15 protein-coding genes and 1 pseudogene are annotated in these 18,125 nt (G+C 63.5%); 12 read left to right on the forward strand and 4 right to left on the reverse strand.

Going from position 1 to position 18,125, the window contains the following annotated elements:
- Positions 1 to 201: 201 nt before the first annotated feature.
- Together HU751_RS00145 and HU751_RS00150 are read left to right on the forward strand one after the other, a co-directional pair.
- Positions 202 to 2,145, forward strand: a complete 1,944-nt coding sequence (locus tag HU751_RS00145; RefSeq protein WP_186734141.1) for a cytochrome c/FTR1 family iron permease — start codon at positions 202 to 204, stop codon at positions 2,143 to 2,145.
- Between the two features lie 139 nt (positions 2,146 to 2,284).
- Positions 2,285 to 2,737 carry a YaiI/YqxD family protein gene (locus tag HU751_RS00150; RefSeq protein WP_186734142.1) on the forward strand — a complete coding sequence of 151 codons (453 nt, stop codon included), beginning with the start codon at positions 2,285 to 2,287 and terminating at the stop codon, positions 2,735 to 2,737.
- A gap of 219 nt (positions 2,738 to 2,956) precedes the next feature.
- Here HU751_RS00150 and elbB read toward each other — a convergent pair whose 3' ends face one another.
- Positions 2,957 to 3,622, reverse strand: coding sequence for an isoprenoid biosynthesis glyoxalase ElbB (gene elbB, locus HU751_RS00155; RefSeq protein ID WP_186734143.1), 666 nt, complete (start codon positions 3,620 to 3,622; stop codon positions 2,957 to 2,959).
- Positions 3,623 to 3,735: 113 nt separating this feature from the next.
- Here elbB and HU751_RS26740 point away from each other — a divergent pair.
- Positions 3,736 to 4,362, forward strand: a pseudogene (locus HU751_RS26740) (sterol desaturase family protein); the annotation flags it as partial.
- A gap of 501 nt (positions 4,363 to 4,863) precedes the next feature.
- Here the strand turns inward: HU751_RS26740 and HU751_RS00165 are convergent.
- Entirely contained in the window at positions 4,864 to 5,508 is a 645-nt protein-coding gene (locus tag HU751_RS00165) for a DedA family protein (protein ID WP_186734144.1), read from the reverse strand.
- A gap of 207 nt (positions 5,509 to 5,715) precedes the next feature.
- Here HU751_RS00165 and hemB point away from each other — a divergent pair, with 207 nt between their 5' ends.
- Together hemB and ppk1 are read left to right on the forward strand one after the other, a co-directional pair.
- Positions 5,716 to 6,726, forward strand: coding sequence for a porphobilinogen synthase (gene hemB, locus HU751_RS00170; protein WP_050707473.1), 1,011 nt, complete (start codon positions 5,716 to 5,718; stop codon positions 6,724 to 6,726).
- Positions 6,727 to 6,745: 19 nt separating this feature from the next.
- Positions 6,746 to 8,986 carry a polyphosphate kinase 1 gene (gene ppk1, locus HU751_RS00175; protein ID WP_186734145.1) on the forward strand — a complete coding sequence of 747 codons (2,241 nt, stop codon included), beginning with the start codon at positions 6,746 to 6,748 and terminating at the stop codon, positions 8,984 to 8,986.
- 37 nt (positions 8,987 to 9,023) lie between these two features.
- Here ppk1 and ppx read toward each other — a convergent pair whose 3' ends face one another.
- The gene (gene ppx, locus HU751_RS00180; RefSeq protein WP_186734162.1) at positions 9,024 to 10,526 is read right to left on the reverse strand and encodes an exopolyphosphatase; all 1,503 of its coding nucleotides are present in this window, start codon (positions 10,524 to 10,526) and stop codon (positions 9,024 to 9,026) included.
- 244 nt (positions 10,527 to 10,770) lie between these two features.
- Between ppx and trxA the strand changes: the two genes are divergently transcribed.
- From trxA to HU751_RS00200, 4 genes are all read left to right on the forward strand, one after another.
- Positions 10,771 to 11,100 carry a thioredoxin TrxA gene (trxA, locus tag HU751_RS00185; protein ID WP_186734146.1) on the forward strand — a complete coding sequence of 110 codons (330 nt, stop codon included), beginning with the start codon at positions 10,771 to 10,773 and terminating at the stop codon, positions 11,098 to 11,100.
- A 309-nt stretch (positions 11,101 to 11,409) separates the two neighbouring features.
- Positions 11,410 to 12,669 carry a transcription termination factor Rho gene (gene rho / locus HU751_RS00190; protein WP_011536308.1) on the forward strand — a complete coding sequence of 420 codons (1,260 nt, stop codon included), beginning with the start codon at positions 11,410 to 11,412 and terminating at the stop codon, positions 12,667 to 12,669.
- Positions 12,670 to 12,867: 198 nt separating this feature from the next.
- Positions 12,868 to 14,334, forward strand: coding sequence for a 4-hydroxy-3-polyprenylbenzoate decarboxylase (gene ubiD, locus HU751_RS00195; RefSeq protein WP_186660587.1), 1,467 nt, complete (start codon positions 12,868 to 12,870; stop codon positions 14,332 to 14,334).
- Positions 14,334 to 15,302, forward strand: a complete 969-nt coding sequence (locus HU751_RS00200; RefSeq protein ID WP_186734147.1) for a CDP-6-deoxy-delta-3,4-glucoseen reductase — start codon at positions 14,334 to 14,336, stop codon at positions 15,300 to 15,302. Before ubiD ends, HU751_RS00200 begins: the two co-directional genes overlap by 1 nt.
- Positions 15,303 to 15,369: 67 nt before the next feature.
- Here HU751_RS00200 and HU751_RS00205 read toward each other — a convergent pair whose 3' ends face one another.
- On the reverse strand, positions 15,370 to 16,248 hold the full coding sequence (locus HU751_RS00205) for a response regulator transcription factor (RefSeq protein WP_186734148.1): 879 nt from the start codon (positions 16,246 to 16,248) through the stop codon (positions 15,370 to 15,372).
- A 333-nt stretch (positions 16,249 to 16,581) separates the two neighbouring features.
- Here HU751_RS00205 and HU751_RS00210 point away from each other — a divergent pair, with 333 nt between their 5' ends.
- The 3 genes from HU751_RS00210 (at position 16,582) to HU751_RS00220 (ending at position 18,121) form a co-directional block, all read left to right on the forward strand.
- Complete coding sequence (locus HU751_RS00210) at positions 16,582 to 16,773, forward strand: Flp family type IVb pilin (protein WP_186716028.1); 192 nt, start codon at positions 16,582 to 16,584, stop codon at positions 16,771 to 16,773.
- Between the two features lie 608 nt (positions 16,774 to 17,381).
- On the forward strand, positions 17,382 to 17,573 hold the full coding sequence (locus HU751_RS00215) for a Flp family type IVb pilin (protein WP_186716029.1): 192 nt from the start codon (positions 17,382 to 17,384) through the stop codon (positions 17,571 to 17,573).
- Positions 17,574 to 17,602: 29 nt separating this feature from the next.
- Positions 17,603 to 18,121: an A24 family peptidase gene (locus HU751_RS00220; RefSeq protein WP_186734149.1), complete on the forward strand. Its 519-nt coding sequence runs from the start codon at positions 17,603 to 17,605 to the stop codon at positions 18,119 to 18,121.
- The last annotated feature ends 4 nt before the right edge of the window (positions 18,122 to 18,125 follow it).

Raw genomic sequence — 18,125 nt, forward strand, 5'->3', positions numbered from 1 at the left:
CGCCTTGATTGCTAATGGCTATTACGGCGGCGCGGGATTATACCCAAAGTAGTAGCGCGGTGATGGCGAATTGCTTCGCATTTTTACGTTGATGCCATCAGTCGGAAAAAGCCGTTCTCACGGACTGTTCCGCCAATTTGTCTCAAGATTTTTCATGAAATCTGCCCCTGAGCCTTGAGCGGGGGAGAGTGGAAGTGAACAATGTTCTCTTTCGTATTTCCGTCGAGATTGGCCATGATTTCCCGTTCCCGTCTGCTTGCCTGGCTGCCTGCCCTGTTGCTTGGCCCGGTGCTGGCGCTGTGCAGCACCCCGACGCTGGCCGAGGCTCCTGCCGAGGCGACCAAGGCACTGCACCTGCTGGACTACATCGGTGCCGACTACCCGCCGACCGTGCGCGACGGCAAGGTGGTGGACGACGGGGAATACCGCGAGCAGCAGGAGTTCAGCGGCGTGCTGGCCGAGCTGGTCAAGGGCCTGCCCGCGCATGCTGAGCGCGTCGCCCTCGAGCAGGGCGTGCAGAGCCTGCGTCAGGCCATCGACCAGCGTCAGGATGGTGCCGCCGTCGCCCGCCAGGCCCGGCAACTGGGTGCGCGCCTGGCAGTGGCCTACGAGGTCAGCCAGGCCCCGGTGATCACCCCCGATCCTGCTCGCGGCGCTTCGCTGTATGCGCAGAACTGCTCGATCTGCCATGGTGACACGGGCCTGGGCGACGGCCCGGCGGGGGTCGGCCTGGAGCCTGCGCCAGCCAACCTGCGCGATGCCGGGCGCCTCGACCAGTTGAGCCTGTTCGACCTGTACAACACCCTTGGGCTGGGCATCGAAGGCACCGAGATGCCGTCATTCGCCGACCAGCTCGACGAGCGCCAGCGCTGGGACGTGGCGGCCTACATCGCCAGCTTTACCGCCGATCCGCAGGCGGCCAAGGGCGACAAGACCTGGAACATCGCCGACCTGGCCCGGCAGACCCCGGCCGAAGTCGCCGCCAGCGAAGGCGCGGATGCCGTGGCCGCGTTCCGCGCCCAGCGGGCGCAGCCGCCGCAGGTCAAGCGTGGCCCGGCGCAGCTGCTCGAATACACCTCCAGCACCCTGGACAAGAGCCTGGCGGCCTACCACGCTGGCGACCACGACCAGGCCTACGACCTGTCGGTGGCGGCCTACCTGGAAGGCTTCGAGCTGGTGGAAAGCTCGCTCGACAACATCGACGCCCAGGCCCGCAAGGACACGGAAAAGTCGCTGATGGCCTACCGTCAGTCGTTGCAGGACGGCCTGCCGGTGGCCCAGGCCGAACAGCGCCTGGCCGAGGCCAAGGCCAAGCTGGAGCAGGCGGCCAAGCTGCTGGGCAGCGATGGCCTGAGCTGGTCGCTGAGCTACGTCTCCGGCCTGCTGATCCTGCTGCGCGAGGGCCTGGAGGCGATCCTGGTGCTGGCGGCGATCCTGGCCTTCCTGCGCAACACCGGGCAGCAGTCGGCGGTGCGCAGCGTCAATATCGGCTGGGGCCTGGCGCTGGTCGCCGGTTTCGCCACCTGGGCCCTGGCGGCCTACGTGATCGACGTCGGCGGTGCGCAGCGTGAGCTGCTCGAAGGCTGCACGGCGCTGTTCGCCGCAGTGATGGTGCTGTGGCTTGGCGTGTGGATGCACGATCGCCGCCACGCCGCCGCCTGGCAGGACTACATCAAGCGCAGCCTGGTCAGTGGCGGCGGGCGCTTCGGTTTTGCCTTGCTGGCGTTCTTCTCGGTGTACCGCGAGCTGTTCGAGGTGATCCTGTTCTACGAGACCCTGTGGCTGCAGGCCGGCCCGGCCGGTCATCAGGCGGTGCTGGCGGGTGGCGCCACGGCGCTGGTGCTGCTGGTGGGCCTGGCCTGGGTGATCCTGCGCGGCTCGGCCAAGCTGCCGCTGTCGTTGTTCTTCAGCATCAACGCGGCGCTGTTGTGCGCACTGTCGGTGGTGTTCGCCGGACATGGCGTCAAGGCGCTGCAGGAGGCCGGCGTGCTGGGTACGCGGCCAGTGGCGTTCTTCGAGTTCGACTGGCTGGGTATCCACGCTGACGCCTATTCGCTAGGCGCGCAGGCGCTGGCGTTGCTGGCGGTCATGCTCCTGTATGGGCGCAGCTGGCTGGCCGGGAAGCGCAGGGCTGCCGCCAGCTAAGATCGTGGGCGCGGGAATCGTGGGAGCGGGCTTGCCCCGCGATGACGGCAAGGCTGGCATAATGCACGTCAATCCAGGCCGAATCGCGGGGCAAGCCCGCTCCCACGAGGTTACTGGCCCTGGTTCAGGAACAATCCCAATGCGTGTATGGATCGATGCCGATGCCTGCCCCAAGGCGGCCAAGGACCTGATCGTCAAGTTCGCCCTCAAGCGCAAGCTCGAAGTGGTGATGGTGGCCGGCCAGCCGCAGATCAAGCCGGCCTTCGCCTGCGTGCGGCTGATCGTGGTGCCGAGCGGCATGGATGCGGCCGATGACTACCTGGTGGAGAACGCCGAGCCCGGCGAGCTGGTGATCTGCAGCGACGTGCCGCTGGCCGATCGCCTGATCAAGAAGGGCGTGGCGGCGCTGGATCCGCGCGGTCGCGAGTTCGACGAGCGCAACATGGGTGAGCGCCTGGCGGTACGCAACCTGTTTACCGAACTGCGCGAGCAGGGCCAGGTCGGCGGTGGCCAGGCGCCCTATGGCGAACGCGAGAAGCAGGCGTTTGCCAATGCGCTGGACCGCATTCTCAACCGCCTGTCCAAAGCCTGACGCTATCCCGGAAGCATTCGCCAAGCCTGTGGGAGCGGCCTTGTGTCGCGATGGGGCGCGTAGCGGCCCCAGGATCTCGGCGTCATGCACAATCACCGGGGCTGCTACGCAGCCCATCGCGACACAAGGCTGCTCCCACAGGGACCGCAGCAGCCATGAGTCTGCGCTTTACCTGTAGGAGCCGGCTTGCCGGCGATGAGGCCGGTACACCAGCGTTTATCAGTCGTTCTCGTGGGTCAGTTCCAGCACCCGATCCACCAGCTTGTAGATGCCGCCCGCTGCCTCGCTGATCGACTTGGCCAGCATGTACGCCGGGGTGGTCACCAGCTTGCGCTGGGTATCCTCGACGATGTCGTGCACATCGCATTCCTCATGGGTACCGCCCATCTTCACCACCGCCGCGCTGGTACCGGCGTCGTTGCCGATGGTGCAGACCACGCCCGGCCCGTAGATCTTCGCCGCCAGGGCCGGCGAGATGCAGATCAGGCCGACCGGCTTGCAGGCATCGGCAAAGGCTTCGGCCAGGGCCAGTACATCCGGGTTCACGGTGCAGTTGGCGCCTTCTACGGCGAAGTTGGACAGGTTCTTGGCGGCGCCGAAACCACCGGGCACGATCAGCGCATCGAAGTCCTCGGCCCGCGCCTCGCGAATGTCCTTCACCTCGCCACGGGCAATGCGCGCCGACTCCACCAGCACATTGCGCGATTCCGGCATTTCTTCCCCGGTCAGGTGGTCGATCACATGCATCTGCGCGATGTTCGGCGCGAAGCACTGCACCTGGGCGCCACGCTGGTCCAGGCGCAGCAGGGTGATCACGCTTTCGTGGATCTCGGCGCCGTCGTACACGCCGCAACCGGACAGAATCACCGCAACTTTTTTCGTCATGCTCAATACTCCAGTGTCGAGGCGCTAAATGTCCTCTAGTTTGGCAGATGTAGCCATGGGATTTGCCCCGTAGGCGGCCTAATCTTCGTGGACAACCTTGGAGGTGGCCGTTCATGGACCTGATTCTGCTGGCCGTGCCGTTCTTCTTCGTGCTGATCGCGGTGGAGCTGATCGCCGACCGCGTGCGCGGGCGGCGCAACTACCAGCTCGCCGACTCGATCAACAGCCTGAGCACCGGCGCGCTGTCCACCAGCACCGGGTTGCTGACCAAAGGGGTGGGGCTGGTCACCTATGCCGTGGCCTGGGAGCACCTGGCCTGGCTGCGGCTGCCGGCCGATGCCTGGTGGGTGTGGGTGGTCGCCTTCGTGCTCTACGACCTCTGCTACTACTGGCTGCACCGCCTGGGCCACGAGCGCAACGTGCTGTGGGCCGCGCACTCGGTGCATCACCAGAGCGAGGAGTACAACCTCACCACCGCCCTGCGCCAGACCAGCAGCGGCTTCCTGTTCTCCTGGATCTTCTACCTGCCGCTGGCGCTGCTGGGCGTGCCGCCGCTGGTGTTCATCACCGTGGCATCGCTGAACCTGCTGTACCAGTTCTGGGTGCACACCCGCCATGTGCCCAAGCTGGGCTGGCTGGAGTGGATCTTCATCACGCCGTCCAACCATCGCGTCCACCATGCGCAGAATCCTCTGTACTTGGATCGCAACTATGGCGGTGTGTTCATAATCTGGGACCGACTGTTCGGCACCTTCCAGGAGGAGGACGAGCGCGAGCCGGTGATTTTCGGCGTGACCACGCCGCTGGCCAGCTGGAACCCACTGTGGGCCAACGTGCAGTTCTACGCCCAGCTCTGGCATGACGCTCGCCGCACTGCCAGCTGGTGGGACAAGCTGCGCATCTGGTTCATGCCCACCGGCTGGCGCCCGGCGGATGTGGCCGCGGCTTATCCACAGCCCAAGCAGGACCTGGCGGCGTTTCGCAAGTTCGCGATTCCCCTGGGCAGCGCGCAGCAGCTGTACGTCACCGTGCAGTTCGCGGTCTACGTGGCGCTGGGCAGTTATCTGATGGAGGTGGCGGAGCAGGTGGCGCCCGCAGCCCTGGTGCTGGGCTGGACGGTGATGGCGTTCGGGCTGTTCGTGCTGGGCGCGGCGCTGGAGGACCGGCCCTGGGCGGGGCGCCTGGAGACCGTACGACTGCTGTCGAATGCGCCGGCGCTGTATCTGGCCGGCGCGCTTGGCTTAGTGCTGGTCACGCCCGTGTTCTGGTGGCTGCTGCTGGGCTACAGCCTGCTCAGCCTCGGCGGTCTGGCCCTCTGCCGCCGCGCGGCGCTCGGCGCGGATGTTGCGAAAACGCCGGCGCAGCCAGAGCAGCAGGCCCAGCACCAGCAGGCCGCCGAGCACCCATAGTTCGTATTTCTTGATGCTGCCGAGCATGCCTTCGAGAATGGCGCCGAAGTGGTAGGCGGCCAGCCCCAGGGCCAAAGCCCAGACTGCGGCGCCGATGCCGTTGAGCAGCAGGTAGCGGCGTGGCGGGTAGCCGGACAGGCCGATGGCCACCGGCATCACCGTGCGCAGGCCGTAGACGAAGCGGAAACTCAGTACCCAGATGTCCGGATGGCGGCGGATGTGCTCCAGCGCCCGGTCGCCCATGGCTTGCCAGCGCGGCTTGCGGGCGAGGATCTTGCGCCCGTGGCGGCGGCCCATGAAGTACCACAGCTGGTCACCGGCGTAGCTGCCGCAGAAGGCCACCAGGACCACCAGCTTGATGTCCATGTATTCGCGGAACGCAAGAAAGCCCGCGAGCACCAGGATGGTCTCGCCCTCGAAGAACGTGCCGAGAAAAAGGGCAAAGTAGCCGAAATCGTTCAGGAATTGTTGAAGCATTTTCTGGCGTGCTGGCGAAATGAACGCGCAGCCTACCCCTTCGGGCGCGTCGGGGAAAGTGTCCAAATGTGTCTCGACGTGAAGATTCCCTGCAACGACAATGGCTGCGGCCACAAGTCGCAGGGTTGCCTAAGGATGTAACACAGGCGTCATAATGGCCGCTTATAACTGTCGCGCTGCCCGCCCGCGCGGGCTCAGGAGTCTGCCGTGAGCTTTACCCCCGCCAACCGTCTGTTTCCTGCCACCCGCCTGCGTCGCAACCGCCGGGATGAATTTTCCCGTCGCCTGGTTCGCGAAAACACCCTGACCGTCGATGACCTGATTCTTCCGGTATTCGTACTGGACGGCGAGGGCCGTCGCGAAGAAGTACCGTCCATGCCGGGCGTCGAGCGCCTGTCGATCGACCTGCTGCTGGAGGCCGCACAGGGCTGGGTGGAGCTGGGCATTCCGGCGCTGGCACTGTTCCCGGTGACCCCGACCGAGAAGAAGTCCCTCGACGGCGCCGAAGCCTGGAACCCGGACGGCATCGCCCAGCGCGCCACCCGCGCCCTGCGTGCCCGCTTCCCGGAGCTGGGGGTGATTACCGATGTGGCCCTGGACCCGTTCACCACCCATGGTCAGGACGGCATCCTCGATGAAGAGGGCTACGTGCAGAACGACATCACCGTCGAAGCACTGGTGCGCCAGGCGCTGTCCCACGCCGAGGCCGGCGCCCAGGTGGTGGCCCCGTCGGACATGATGGACGGTCGCCTCGGTGCGATCCGCCAGGCCCTGGAAGAGGCCGGCTACGTCAACGTGCGCATCATGGCCTACTCGGCCAAGTACGCCAGCGCCTACTACGGCCCGTTCCGCGACGCGGTCGGCTCGGCGCTGAACCTGGGCAAGGCCAACAAGGCCTCCTACCAGATGGACCCGGCCAACAGCGACGAGGCCCTGCACGAAGTGGCCACCGACCTCGCCGAAGGTGCCGACATGGTCATGGTCAAGCCGGGCATGCCGTACCTGGACATCGTCCACCGCGTGAAGACCGAGTTCAAGGTGCCGACCTTCGCCTACCAGGTCAGCGGCGAGTACGCCATGCACATGGCCGCCATCCAGAACGGCTGGCTCAGCGAGGCCGTGATCCTCGAATCCCTCACCGCTTTCAAACGGGCAGGCGCTGATGGCATCCTGACCTATTTCGCCGTGCGTGCCGCTCAATTGATGAGAGGGCAGTAACGCCCTCCAGGAACGTCAGATGAATAACGAAGTGCTAACCCCTGTCGAGATCAAGGATGCCCAGGCCGTGCCCGAAGAAATGGTGCAGACCCCGCCCGACCTGCCGGCGGTAGCGGAGCCGGAAGCGGTCGTCGAAGCCGCCCCGGCACCCGCGCCTGCGCCGGCCCCGGCGATCGCCGTGCCGAGCCTGGACGACAGCAGCCTGTACATTCATCGCGAGCTCTCGCAGCTGCAGTTCAACATCCGTGTGCTGGAGCAGGCGCTGGACGAATCGTACCCGCTGCTCGAGCGCCTGAAGTTCCTGCTGATCTTCTCCAGCAACCTCGACGAGTTCTTCGAGATCCGCGTGGCGGGCCTGAAGAAGCAGATCAACTTCGCCCGCGAACAGGCCGGCGCCGACGGCCTGCAGCCGCACCAGGCGCTGGCGCGCATCAGCGAGCTGGTGCACATCGAGGTGGACCGCCAATATGCGATCCTCAACGACGTGCTGCTGCCGGAGCTGGAGAAGCACGCCATTCGCTTCATCCGCCGTCGCTACTGGACGCCCAAGCTCAAGACCTGGGTGCGCCGTTACTTCCGCGACGAGATCGCGCCGATCATCACCCCGATCGGCCTCGATCCGACCCACCCGTTCCCGCTGCTGGTGAACAAGAGCCTGAACTTCATCGTCGAGCTCGAGGGTGTCGACGCCTTCGGTCGCGACTCGGGCCTGGCGATCATCCCGGCGCCGCGCCTGCTGCCGCGGGTGATCCGCGTGCCGGAAGAGGTCGGTGGCCCAGGCGACAATTATGTGTTCCTGTCGTCGATGATCCACGCTCACGCCGATGACCTGTTCCAGGGCATGAAGGTCAAGGGCTGCTACCAGTTCCGCCTGACCCGTAACGCCGACCTGGCGCTGGACTCCGAGGAAGTCGACGACCTGGCCCGCGCCCTGCGCGGCGAGCTGTTCTCGCGCCGCTACGGCGATGCCGTGCGCCTCGAGGTGGCCGATACCTGCCCGAAACACCTCTCCGACTACCTGCTCAAGCAGTTCAGCCTGAGCGAGAGCGAGCTGTACCAGGTCAACGGCCCGGTCAACCTGACCCGCCTGTTCAGCATCACCGGCCTCGACAGCCACCCGGAGCTACAGTACACGCCGTTCACCCCGGCGATCCCCAAGCTGCTGCAGAACGCCGACAACATCTTCAGCGTGATCGGCAAGCAGGACGTGCTGCTGATGCACCCGTTCGAGTCGTTCACCCCGGTGATCGACCTGCTGCGCCAGGCCGCCAAGGACCCGCACGTACTCGCGGTGCGCCAGACCCTGTACCGCTCGGGTGCCAACTCGGAGATCGTCGACGCCCTGGTGGACGCGGCGCGTAATGGCAAGGAGGTCACCGCGGTGATCGAGCTGCGCGCGCGCTTCGACGAAGAGTCCAACCTGCAGATGGCCAGCCGCCTGCAGGCCGCCGGCGCGGTGGTGATCTACGGCGTGGTCGGTTTCAAGACCCACGCCAAGATGATGCTGATCCTGCGCCGCGAGCAGGGCGAGATCGTCCGCTACGCGCACCTGGGCACTGGCAACTACCACGCCGGTAACGCCCGCCTGTACACCGACTACAGCCTGCTGACCTCCGACGACGCCCTCACCGAGGACGTCGGCAAGCTGTTCAGCCAGCTGATCGGCATGGGCAAGACCCTGCGCATGAAGAAGCTGCTGCACGCACCCTTCACCCTGAAGAAGGGCATGCTCGACATGATCGCCCGGGAGACCCAGTTCGCCCTGGAAGGCAAGCCGGCGCACATCATCGCCAAGTTCAACTCGCTGACCGACGCGAAGATCATCAAGGCGCTGTACAAGGCCAGCCAGTCGGGCGTGCGTATCGACCTGGTGGTGCGCGGCATGTGCTGCCTGCGCCCGGGCATCCCGGGGGTGTCGCACAACATCCACGTGCGCTCGATCATCGGCCGCTTCCTCGAGCACACCCGGGTGTTCTACTTCCTCAACGGCGGCGAGGAGCAGATCTACCTGTCCAGCGCCGACTGGATGGAGCGCAACCTCGACAAGCGCGTCGAGACTTGCTTCCCGGTGGAGGGCAAGAAGTTGCTGCTGCGGGTGAAGAAGGAGCTGGAGGGGTACCTGACCGACAACACCCAGGCCTGGACCCTGCAGCCGGACGGGCGCTACGTGCGCAGCACGCCGACCGGCAACCAGAACCCGCGCAGTGCCCAGGCGACGCTACTGGAGCGGCTGAGCAATCCGGTGCTCAACGTACGTTAGATGGATTGCTGGGGCGCGTAGCGCCCCCCTTTGGCCTTTAGCGGACGCTGAGAACGAAATTGACCCGTGCCAGCCATTCCGCCTCGTTGGCGAAGTCGGCCTGGGTCAGCTGGTTCTGCTCCAGCCAGCCGCTCGGGAAGACCACCTCCAGGCTGTTGTCGCCTGCCTGTAGCTCCACCTTGGGCATCTGCTGGGTGCCGCGGATATGGTGGAACAGGATGGCGAAGCGCAGCAGCACGCACAGGCGGATCAGCTTGACGCCTTCGTCGCCGAACTCGGCAAACTTGTCCTTGGGAATGTTGCGACGGTGGCCACGCACCAGCAGGGCCATCATCTGCTGGTCTTCGCGAGAGAAGCCCGACAGGTCGGAGTGTTCGATCAGGTAGGCGCCGTGCTTGTGGTAGTGGTAGTGGGCAATATCCAGTCCTATTTCATGGATTTTCGCCGCCCAACCCAGCAGATCGCGCCAGTTTCCCTCATCCAGGTCCCACGCTGCGGCCACCTGGTCGAAGGCGTGCAGTGCTTTGCGCTCCACGCGCGCGGCCTGGCCCTGGTCGACGTGGTAGCGCTCCATCAGCGAGTTCAGGGTGCGTTCGCGCACGTCCTCGTGATGATGGCGGCCCAGCAGGTCGAACAGCACGCCTTCGCGCAGGGCGCCGTCGCAGTGGTCCATGCGCTGCAGCTCCAGGGCGTCGAAGATCGCCTCGAGGATGGCCAGGCCCGCCGGGAAGATGGTCCGCCGATCCGGCTTGACCCCTTCGAAGTCGATCTTGTCGGTCTCGCCGAGCTTGAACAACTTGCGCTTGACCGCCGCCAGCCCCTCGGCGTTGACCTCGCCGCTGCCCTGGCCAATGGCCTTGATCGCCGCGGCGATGGCGCGAATGGTCCCGGACGAGCCGATGGCCTCGTCCCAGGTCAGGCGGTGCAGGGCGTTCTCGATGCTCATCAGCTCCAGGCGCGCGGCGGTGTAGGCCTGGGCGTAGCGCGCCGGGGTGATCTTGCCATCGCGGAAGTAGCGCTGGGTGAAGCTCACGCAGCCCATCTGCAGGCTTTCGCGCAGCAAAGGCTCGAAACGCTGGCCGATGATGAACTCGGTGCTGCCGCCGCCGATGTCGGCGACCAGGCGCTTGCCGGGGGTGTCGGCCAGGGTGTGGGACACGCCCAGGTAGATCAGGCGCGCCTCTTCGCGGCCGGAGATGACCTCGACCGGGTGGCCGAGGATGGCCTCGGCGCGCAGGATGAATTCGTTGCGGTTGCGCGCTTCACGCAGGGCGTTGGTGCCGACGATGCGCACCGAGCCCTGGGGCATGCCGTTGATCAACTGGGCGAAGCGCTTGAGGCATTCCAGGCCGCGTTGCATGGCTTCTTCGCTGAGCTTGCGCTCATCGTCGATGCCGGCGGCGAGCTGAACCTTTTCTCCAAGCCTTTCGAGGATGCGGATTTCCGTGTGATGGGCCTTGGCCACGACCATGTGGAAGCTGTTGGAGCCCAGGTCGATGGCGGCGATCAGAGACAGGTTCTTCGCGGTGGTGTGCGGCATGGTCTGGGGGTTCTCGGTCGTTAACCCGGCAATCGTGCCACGATCGCGGGCATACGCCAACGAGCGGCACGGCAAGGCTTGATGCATGGCAATGTCATAGCAATGTTATGACCGTGACATGACGGTTTCGATTCGTGGCGTCTTGCACAACTATAGTTACACTCAATCAGCTGTGGCTTCCTGTCGCGCCAGGGTGCGGCTATGATGGGCAACGTTTTTTTATGCTTACGACCTGGAGATATCCATGAGCAGCGATCTTATCAAACATGTCACCGACGCCAGCTTCGAAGCCGAAGTACTCAAGGCTGAAGGCGCGGTGCTGGTCGACTACTGGGCTGAATGGTGCGGCCCATGCAAGATGATCGCTCCGGTACTGGACGACATCGCCGCTGAATACCAGGGCAAGGTGACCATCGCCAAGCTGAACATCGACGAAAACGACCAGACCCCGGCCAAGCACGGCGTGCGTGGCATCCCGACGCTGATGCTGTTCAAGGACGGCAACGTCGAGGCGACCAAGGTCGGCGCGCTGTCCAAGTCGCAGCTCAAGGCGTTCCTCGACGCCAACCTGTGATGTGATGAAGCCCCGCAAATGCGGGGCTTTTCTTTATCTGCTGTAGGTATTTTCCGCGAGGGCCGGCGAGCCCCGCTATCACGCCCATCCAGACGGATAGCCCCGGAAAACGGTGGCCAAAACCACTAGACGTCGAAAAAAGCAAGTGTTACATTCGGCCTCGCACTGCTTCTCCAGTGCCCTCTGCACGCCGTCGCCGAAGCATCCCTAATTCGAATCAGTACGCGATCCTGTCGCCATCTAGCGGCGCGGCCTCATTAAGCCAACGCTTAATTTCTCCCTTCCTTACATGATTACGTCACTCCCCTTATGAACCTGACAGAACTCAAGCAAAAGCCGATTACCGATCTTTTGGAAATGGCCGAACAGATGGGCATCGAAAACATGGCCCGTTCGCGCAAACAGGACGTGATTTTCGCCCTGCTGAAAAAGCATGCGAAAAGCGGCGAAGAGATCTCCGGTGACGGCGTGCTGGAGATTCTCCAGGATGGTTTCGGTTTCCTGCGTTCGGCGGATGCCTCTTACCTGGCCGGCCCTGACGACATCTACGTTTCGCCCAGCCAGATCCGTCGCTTCAACCTGCGCACCGGCGACACCATCGTCGGCAAGATCCGTCCACCGAAGGAAGGCGAGCGTTACTTCGCGCTGCTGAAGGTCGACACCATCAACTTCGACCGTCCGGAAAACGCGAAGAACAAGATTCTCTTCGAAAACCTGACGCCGCTGTTCCCCAACAAGCGCCTGAAGATGGAAGCCGGCAACGGTTCCACCGAAGACCTCACCGGTCGCGTCATCGACCTGTGCGCCCCGATCGGCAAAGGCCAGCGCGGCCTGATCGTCGCCCCGCCGAAAGCGGGCAAGACCATCATGCTGCAGAACATCGCGGCCAACATCACCCGTAACAACCCCGAGTGCCACCTGATCGTCCTGCTGATCGACGAGCGCCCGGAAGAAGTGACCGAAATGCAGCGCACCGTGCGCGGCGAAGTGGTCGCCTCGACCTTCGACGAGCCGCCGACCCGCCACGTGCAGGTCGCCGAGATGGTCATCGAGAAGGCCAAGCGCCTGGTCGAGCACAAGAAGGACGTGGTCATCCTGCTCGACTCGATCACCCGTCTGGCCCGTGCCTACAACACCGTGATCCCGAGCTCCGGCAAGGTGCTGACCGGTGGTGTCGACGCCCACGCCCTGGAGAAGCCGAAGCGTTTCTTCGGTGCCGCGCGTAACATCGAGGAAGGCGGTTCGCTGACCATCATCGCCACCGCGCTGGTCGAGACCGGCTCGAAGATGGACGAAGTGATCTACGAAGAGTTCAAGGGTACCGGCAACATGGAGCTGCCCCTGGACCGTCGTATCGCCGAGAAACGTGTGTTCCCGGCCATCAACATCAACAAGTCCGGTACCCGTCGCGAAGAGCTGCTGACCGCCGACGACGAACTGCAGCGCATGTGGATCCTGCGCAAGCTGCTGCACCCGATGGACGAGATCGCCGCCATCGAGTTCCTGGTCGACAAGCTCAAGCAGACCAAGACCAACGATGAGTTCTTCCTGTCGATGAAGCGCAAGTAAGCTTCGACACCGGAACTGACTGGGGCTGCTTTTTCATGAAAACCATCGCCGGCAAGCCGGCTCCCACAGGATCACACCGACTTGTGGGAGCCGGTTTGGCGATGGCCGCGAAGCGGCCCCAAGTCATTTTTGGCTATTGAGTAGTGAACGGCGCTACACTCTGCCCCCCGACCGATACGCCCAACACGAGGCCCTTGCATGCAGTATCGCGATTTGCGCGACTTCATCCGTGGCCTGGAACAGCGCGGTGAACTCAAGCGCATCCAGGTTCCCATCTCCCCTGTACTGGAAATGACCGAAGTCTGCGACCGCACCCTGCGCGCCAAGGGCCCGGCGTTGCTGTTCGAAAAGCCCACCGGCTTCGACATCCCGGTGCTGGGCAACCTGTTCGGCACCCCTGAGCGGGTGGCCATGGGCATGGGCGCCGAATCGACCGAGGAACTGCGCGAGATCGGCAAGTTGCTGGCATTCCTCAAGGAGCCCGAGCCGCCGAAGGGCCTGAAGGACGCCTGGTCGAAACTGCCGATCTTCAAGAAGGTCGTGTCCATGGCGCCGAAGGTGGTCAAGGACGCGGTGTGCCAGGAAATCGTGGTCGAGGGCGACGACGTCGACCTTGGCCAGTTGCCGATCCAGCACTGCTGGCCGGGCGATGTGGCGCCGTTGATCACCTGGGGCCTGACTGTCACCCGCGGGCCGAACAAGGATCGCCAGAACCTGGGCATCTACCGCCAGCAGGTGATCGGCCGCAACAAGGTGATCATGCGCTGGCTGAGCCACCGTGGCGGCGCGCTGGACTACCGTGAATGGTGCGAGAAGCACCCCGGCCAGCCGTTCCCGGTGGCCGTGGCCCTGGGCGCGGACCCGGCGACGATCCTCGGTGCCGTGACCCCGGTCCCGGACACACTTTCCGAATACGCTTTCGCCGGCTTGCTGCGTGGCAACCGCACCGAGCTGGTCAAGTGCCGTGGCAACGACCTGCAGGTGCCGGCCACCGCCGAAATCATCCTCGAAGGGGTCATCCACCCCGGCGAGATGGCCCCGGAAGGCCCGTACGGTGACCACACCGGCTACTACAACGAGGTGGACAGCTTCCCGGTGTTCACCGTCGAGCGCATCACCCACCGGCAGAAACCGATCTACCACAGCACCTACACCGGCCGGCCGCCGGATGAACCGGCGATCCTCGGCGTGGCGCTGAACGAAGTGTTCGTGCCGATCCTGCAGAAGCAGTTCCCCGAGATCACCGACTTCTACCTGCCGCCGGAAGGCTGCTCGTACCGCATGGCGGTGGTGACCATGAAGAAGCAGTATCCAGGCCACGCCAAGCGCGTCATGCTGGGTGTGTGGTCGTTCCTGCGACAGTTCATGTACACCAAGTTCGTTATCGTCACCGACGACGACATCAACGCCCGCGACTGGAACGATGTGATCTGGGCCATCACCACGCGCATGGACCCCAAGCGTGATACGGTGATGATCGACAACACCCCGATCGACTACCTCGACTTCGCGTCGCCGGTGTCGGGCCTGGGGTCGAAGATGGGCCTGGATGCCACGCACAAATGGCCGGGCGAGACTACACGCGAATGGGGCCGGGTCATCGTCAAGGACGAGGCCGTCACCCGCCGTATCGATGAGCTGTGGGACCAGTTGGGAATAGATTGATGCAGGTAACCTTGCAGCCTTCCGGGGCGGTACTGGCGGTCGAACCGGGTGAAAGGATTCTGGATGCCGCGCGGCGCCTGGGCTACGAATGCCCAAGCAGCTGCCGCAATGGCAACTGCCATGTGTGTGCCGCGCTGCTGGTGGAGGGCAGTGTTCGCCAGGAAGGCCAAGTCCGCGATCACGGTGAACTGTTCACCTGCATCGCCGAGCCGCTGGAGGACTGCGTGTTGCTGTGGGATGGTGTGCTGGCCCTGGGCGAGCTGCCGGTGCGCAAGCTGGCCTGTACCGTGAGCGAATGCGTCGAGGTCGGTGGCGACGTCTGGCGCGTGCGCCTGCGCGCGCCCGCCGGCAAGCCGCCGCGCTATCACGCGGGGCAGTACCTGATGATCGAGCGCGACGGCATGGACAAGGCGGCCTTCTCCCTCGCCTCGGCGCCCCACGGTGGCCGTGACCTGGAGCTGCATGTGCTGGCCCGGGAAAGCAGCGCCGTGCAGTTGATCGAGCAACTGCGGCGCAGTGGCCTGGCGCGTATCGAACTGCCGTTCGGTGATGCCCATCTGGCGGAGCTGCCCGACGGCCCGCTGGTGCTGATCGCCGCCGGTACCGGCATGGGCCAGATGCACAGCCTGGTCGAGCACTGCCGCGCCCAGGGGTTCAAGCATCCGGTGCATTTGTACTGGGGCGTGCGCCGGCCCGAGGACTTCTACGAGATCGAGCACTGGGACGAGTGGCAGCGCCTGCCCAACCTGTTCCTGCACAAGGTGGTCAGCGACCTGTGCGGCTGGGAAGGGCGCTGCGGCCTGTTGCACGAGGCGGTGTGCGAGGACATCGGCGACCTGAACCAGGTGCACGTCTATGCCAGCGGCTCGCCGAACATGGTCTACGCCACCCTTGATGCGTTGGTCGAGGCCGGCATGGATGCCCACCGCATGCGTGCCGACGTGTTTGCCTACGCGCCGCGGGGGTGATGCCACTTATCTTTGAGCAAGTCAGCGGGTCGGGGCTTGCACGCCGTCGTTTCGGCGAGCGGTTCATTCAGCGATTGGCAAGCTGCTGAAGGCTTTCGACAACCTCTGACAAGTCTTCGGTAAATGGCGATGCCGTCGCAGCGTCGGCGTGTTGCGCCTGGCGGTATTCGCTAGGGGTACAACCGACTAATTGCTTGAAGGCGCGGGCGAAGTATGACGGGTCCTTGAACCCGACGCCGTAGCCGATGCTGGTGATAGGCATCTGACTGTTGGTGAGCAGCTCCTTGGCGCAGTCCATGCGTTTGCTCAGCAGGTATTCCATGAAGCCCAGTCCGTTGACTTCCTTGAATAGCCGGCTGAAGCGGAAGGCGGTCATGCCGCAACGTTTTGCCAGTGCTTTTTGGTCGATTTCGCTGCGAAAGTGCTGGTCGATGTAGAGCAGCACGTCATTGAGCGCCTGGTGTTTGTGGTGCTCGTTCGTCAGGCGGATGCTGTCCGGCAGCGCGGGACCATGCTCGACCTGTGTCTTGTTGCCGCTGGACTGTATGCTGCGGCGCAGCTCGCAGAGCTGTTCCAGCGCATGTAGAAAACGTTGCTTCTCTTTGTTGGAAAGAGGTAACACGATGTACTCCCAGACCCGGGAGCGCATGGCCCACACGGCAAGCTCCTCGGAGTGCTGCACGGTGAACATGGCGATTGGTATGGACGACGCCTTGCGCTTGATCTCCAGCAGCAGGTTGAGCCCGGGCATGTCGGGGCGATCGTAGTGGATGCAGATCATGTTCGGTTGGGGCGTGCCATCGACATCAAGTTCGGACAATGCGGCGACCTTGGCGATACGGCAGTCGCAGGTCGGACGGAACTGCGCAACCAACAGCTCGGCCGATCGGTCTCGGGTGAGATCAAACCACAGCAGGTGGGGCGGGCTGGCCGATGCGGACTTCATCCTGGTATTCCTGTTGCGTTCCCTGCGTCCTCGTACGACGCGCGTCGCACTCCGTGTGCTTGCTCATTGCGAGTTGCCATTTTGACGATGCCGTTCATCCATTACAGTCCTCGCAGGTGAAGGGCTGGCAGAGCGTTTGTTACTACTAACTAAATAATGTCAAAGAACTATTTCTGGTGGTGAGTTGCTTGGCGTGTTCAGGGCATGCTGCAAAATAGTCCTACCCATCGACAAAAAACTCCTAACCCTCCGTGATTCTAGCTGACTAGGATTCACACAGGCGGCACACTAACTAACCGCCTCGGTAGATCGATGTTATATGAGGTGCACAGAATGAATATTCAATCGATGAAACTGTCGGTGCTGAAATTCATCAAGGACGAAGAAGGCCTGACGATTGTGGAGTATGCGGTAGCGGGTGGTCTGATCACCCTGGGTGCCGTCGCGGCTTTCATAACACTGGGCGGCAATGTGAGTACCGCCATCACCAGTCTCGGTTGTGCCGTTAAAGGCACCACGTGCTAGGCAGTCCACGTGCGTTTTCGGCCCCGTCGTGAGCATTCGCAGCGGGGCCTGATAAGGAGGAACCACGGGGCACCCGAGGGATGCGTCGTGGGGACAAAAGCGCATCATGGATAGACTCTGCCTGATTCTCCAATCACGGTCCGGTTCGGACAACGCATCAGTGTGTCTCTGCAGGCCAGAGGCATGCGCGTACCGAGCATTCAAACAACCCCACCTCCTGGCAAGTCGGACTGCACTGTCGCGATTGCGCTCCTGAATGGTTTCTCCTCGCTGACCAGTATCGTCGCTGTACCACTTCCCAATAGATCGAATCACGATAGACACATGACCATTCTGGCCATTTCGAGGCCTATTGCTCGACAGGATGGCTTGGCGCGGTGTTTTCATCCGCTGGGTGGGGGCAGGGTAACGGGGATGAGTCATTTACGAACGCGCTGCCAAGTGTCCAGGCCGCAAGTCGCATCGTTTGTAGCGTGTGATGACAGGGGCAAAAAACTCCTAGCGATCAGCAAAAAACTCCTAACCCCAAGGGTGCACTTCTGACTACTGTTCAACTCAACAACACGGCAAGTGTTGCTCGATAACAAACATTGTGTGAGGTGAGCGAAATGAAACTGCAATCAATTAAAACTTCTGTTGCGAAGTTCATCAAAGACGAAGATGGCCTGACCATCGTGGAGTATGCCGTCGCCGGTGGGCTGATCACGCTGGGTGCCGTTGCGGCGTTCATCACCCTGGGCGGCAACGTGAAAACCGCCATTACCAGCCTGGGCTGCGCTGTCCAGGGCAAGACTTGCTGAGGCCATAGCATCCAACGAGGGTCGCAGTCATGGGCATCGAGCAGTCGATCGTCATTGCAACGTTGCTGGGGCTGCTGGGTACTGCGGTGCTGAGCGATCTGCGCTGGCACCGTATCCCTAACTTTTTGGTACTGCTTGGCCTTGCCCTGGGCTTGACCAGCCAGGTCTCCATTCTGGGCGCCCTTGGCTTGGGCCACTGGGCCTTGGGCATGACGATCGGCTTTGCCATATTCCTGCCGATGTATGCCTTTGGCGGGATGGCCGCCGGTGACGTCAAGCTCATGGCCATGGTCGGTGCCTTTCTCACCCCGCACGACGCCCTGTGGGCCGCGCTTTTCAGCCTGATTGCCGGTGCGCTTTGCGGACTCTTGATCGTCCTTGCGCGGGGGCAGGTACAGCAGACCGTGGGGCGCTACTGGTTGATGTTCAGAGCCAGGGCCTATATGGCGCCAGCGGTCGATGAGGTGGCAGGCAAGCCCTTTCCTTATTCAGTTGCGGTCTTGCTTGGCACCTTGACCAGCGTCTTCTGGCTGCCCTTCGGCCAGTAAGTCA

This window comes from Pseudomonas peradeniyensis (assembly GCF_014268935.2).
GTDB classification, from domain to species: Bacteria; Pseudomonadota; Gammaproteobacteria; order Pseudomonadales; family Pseudomonadaceae; genus Aquipseudomonas; species Aquipseudomonas peradeniyensis.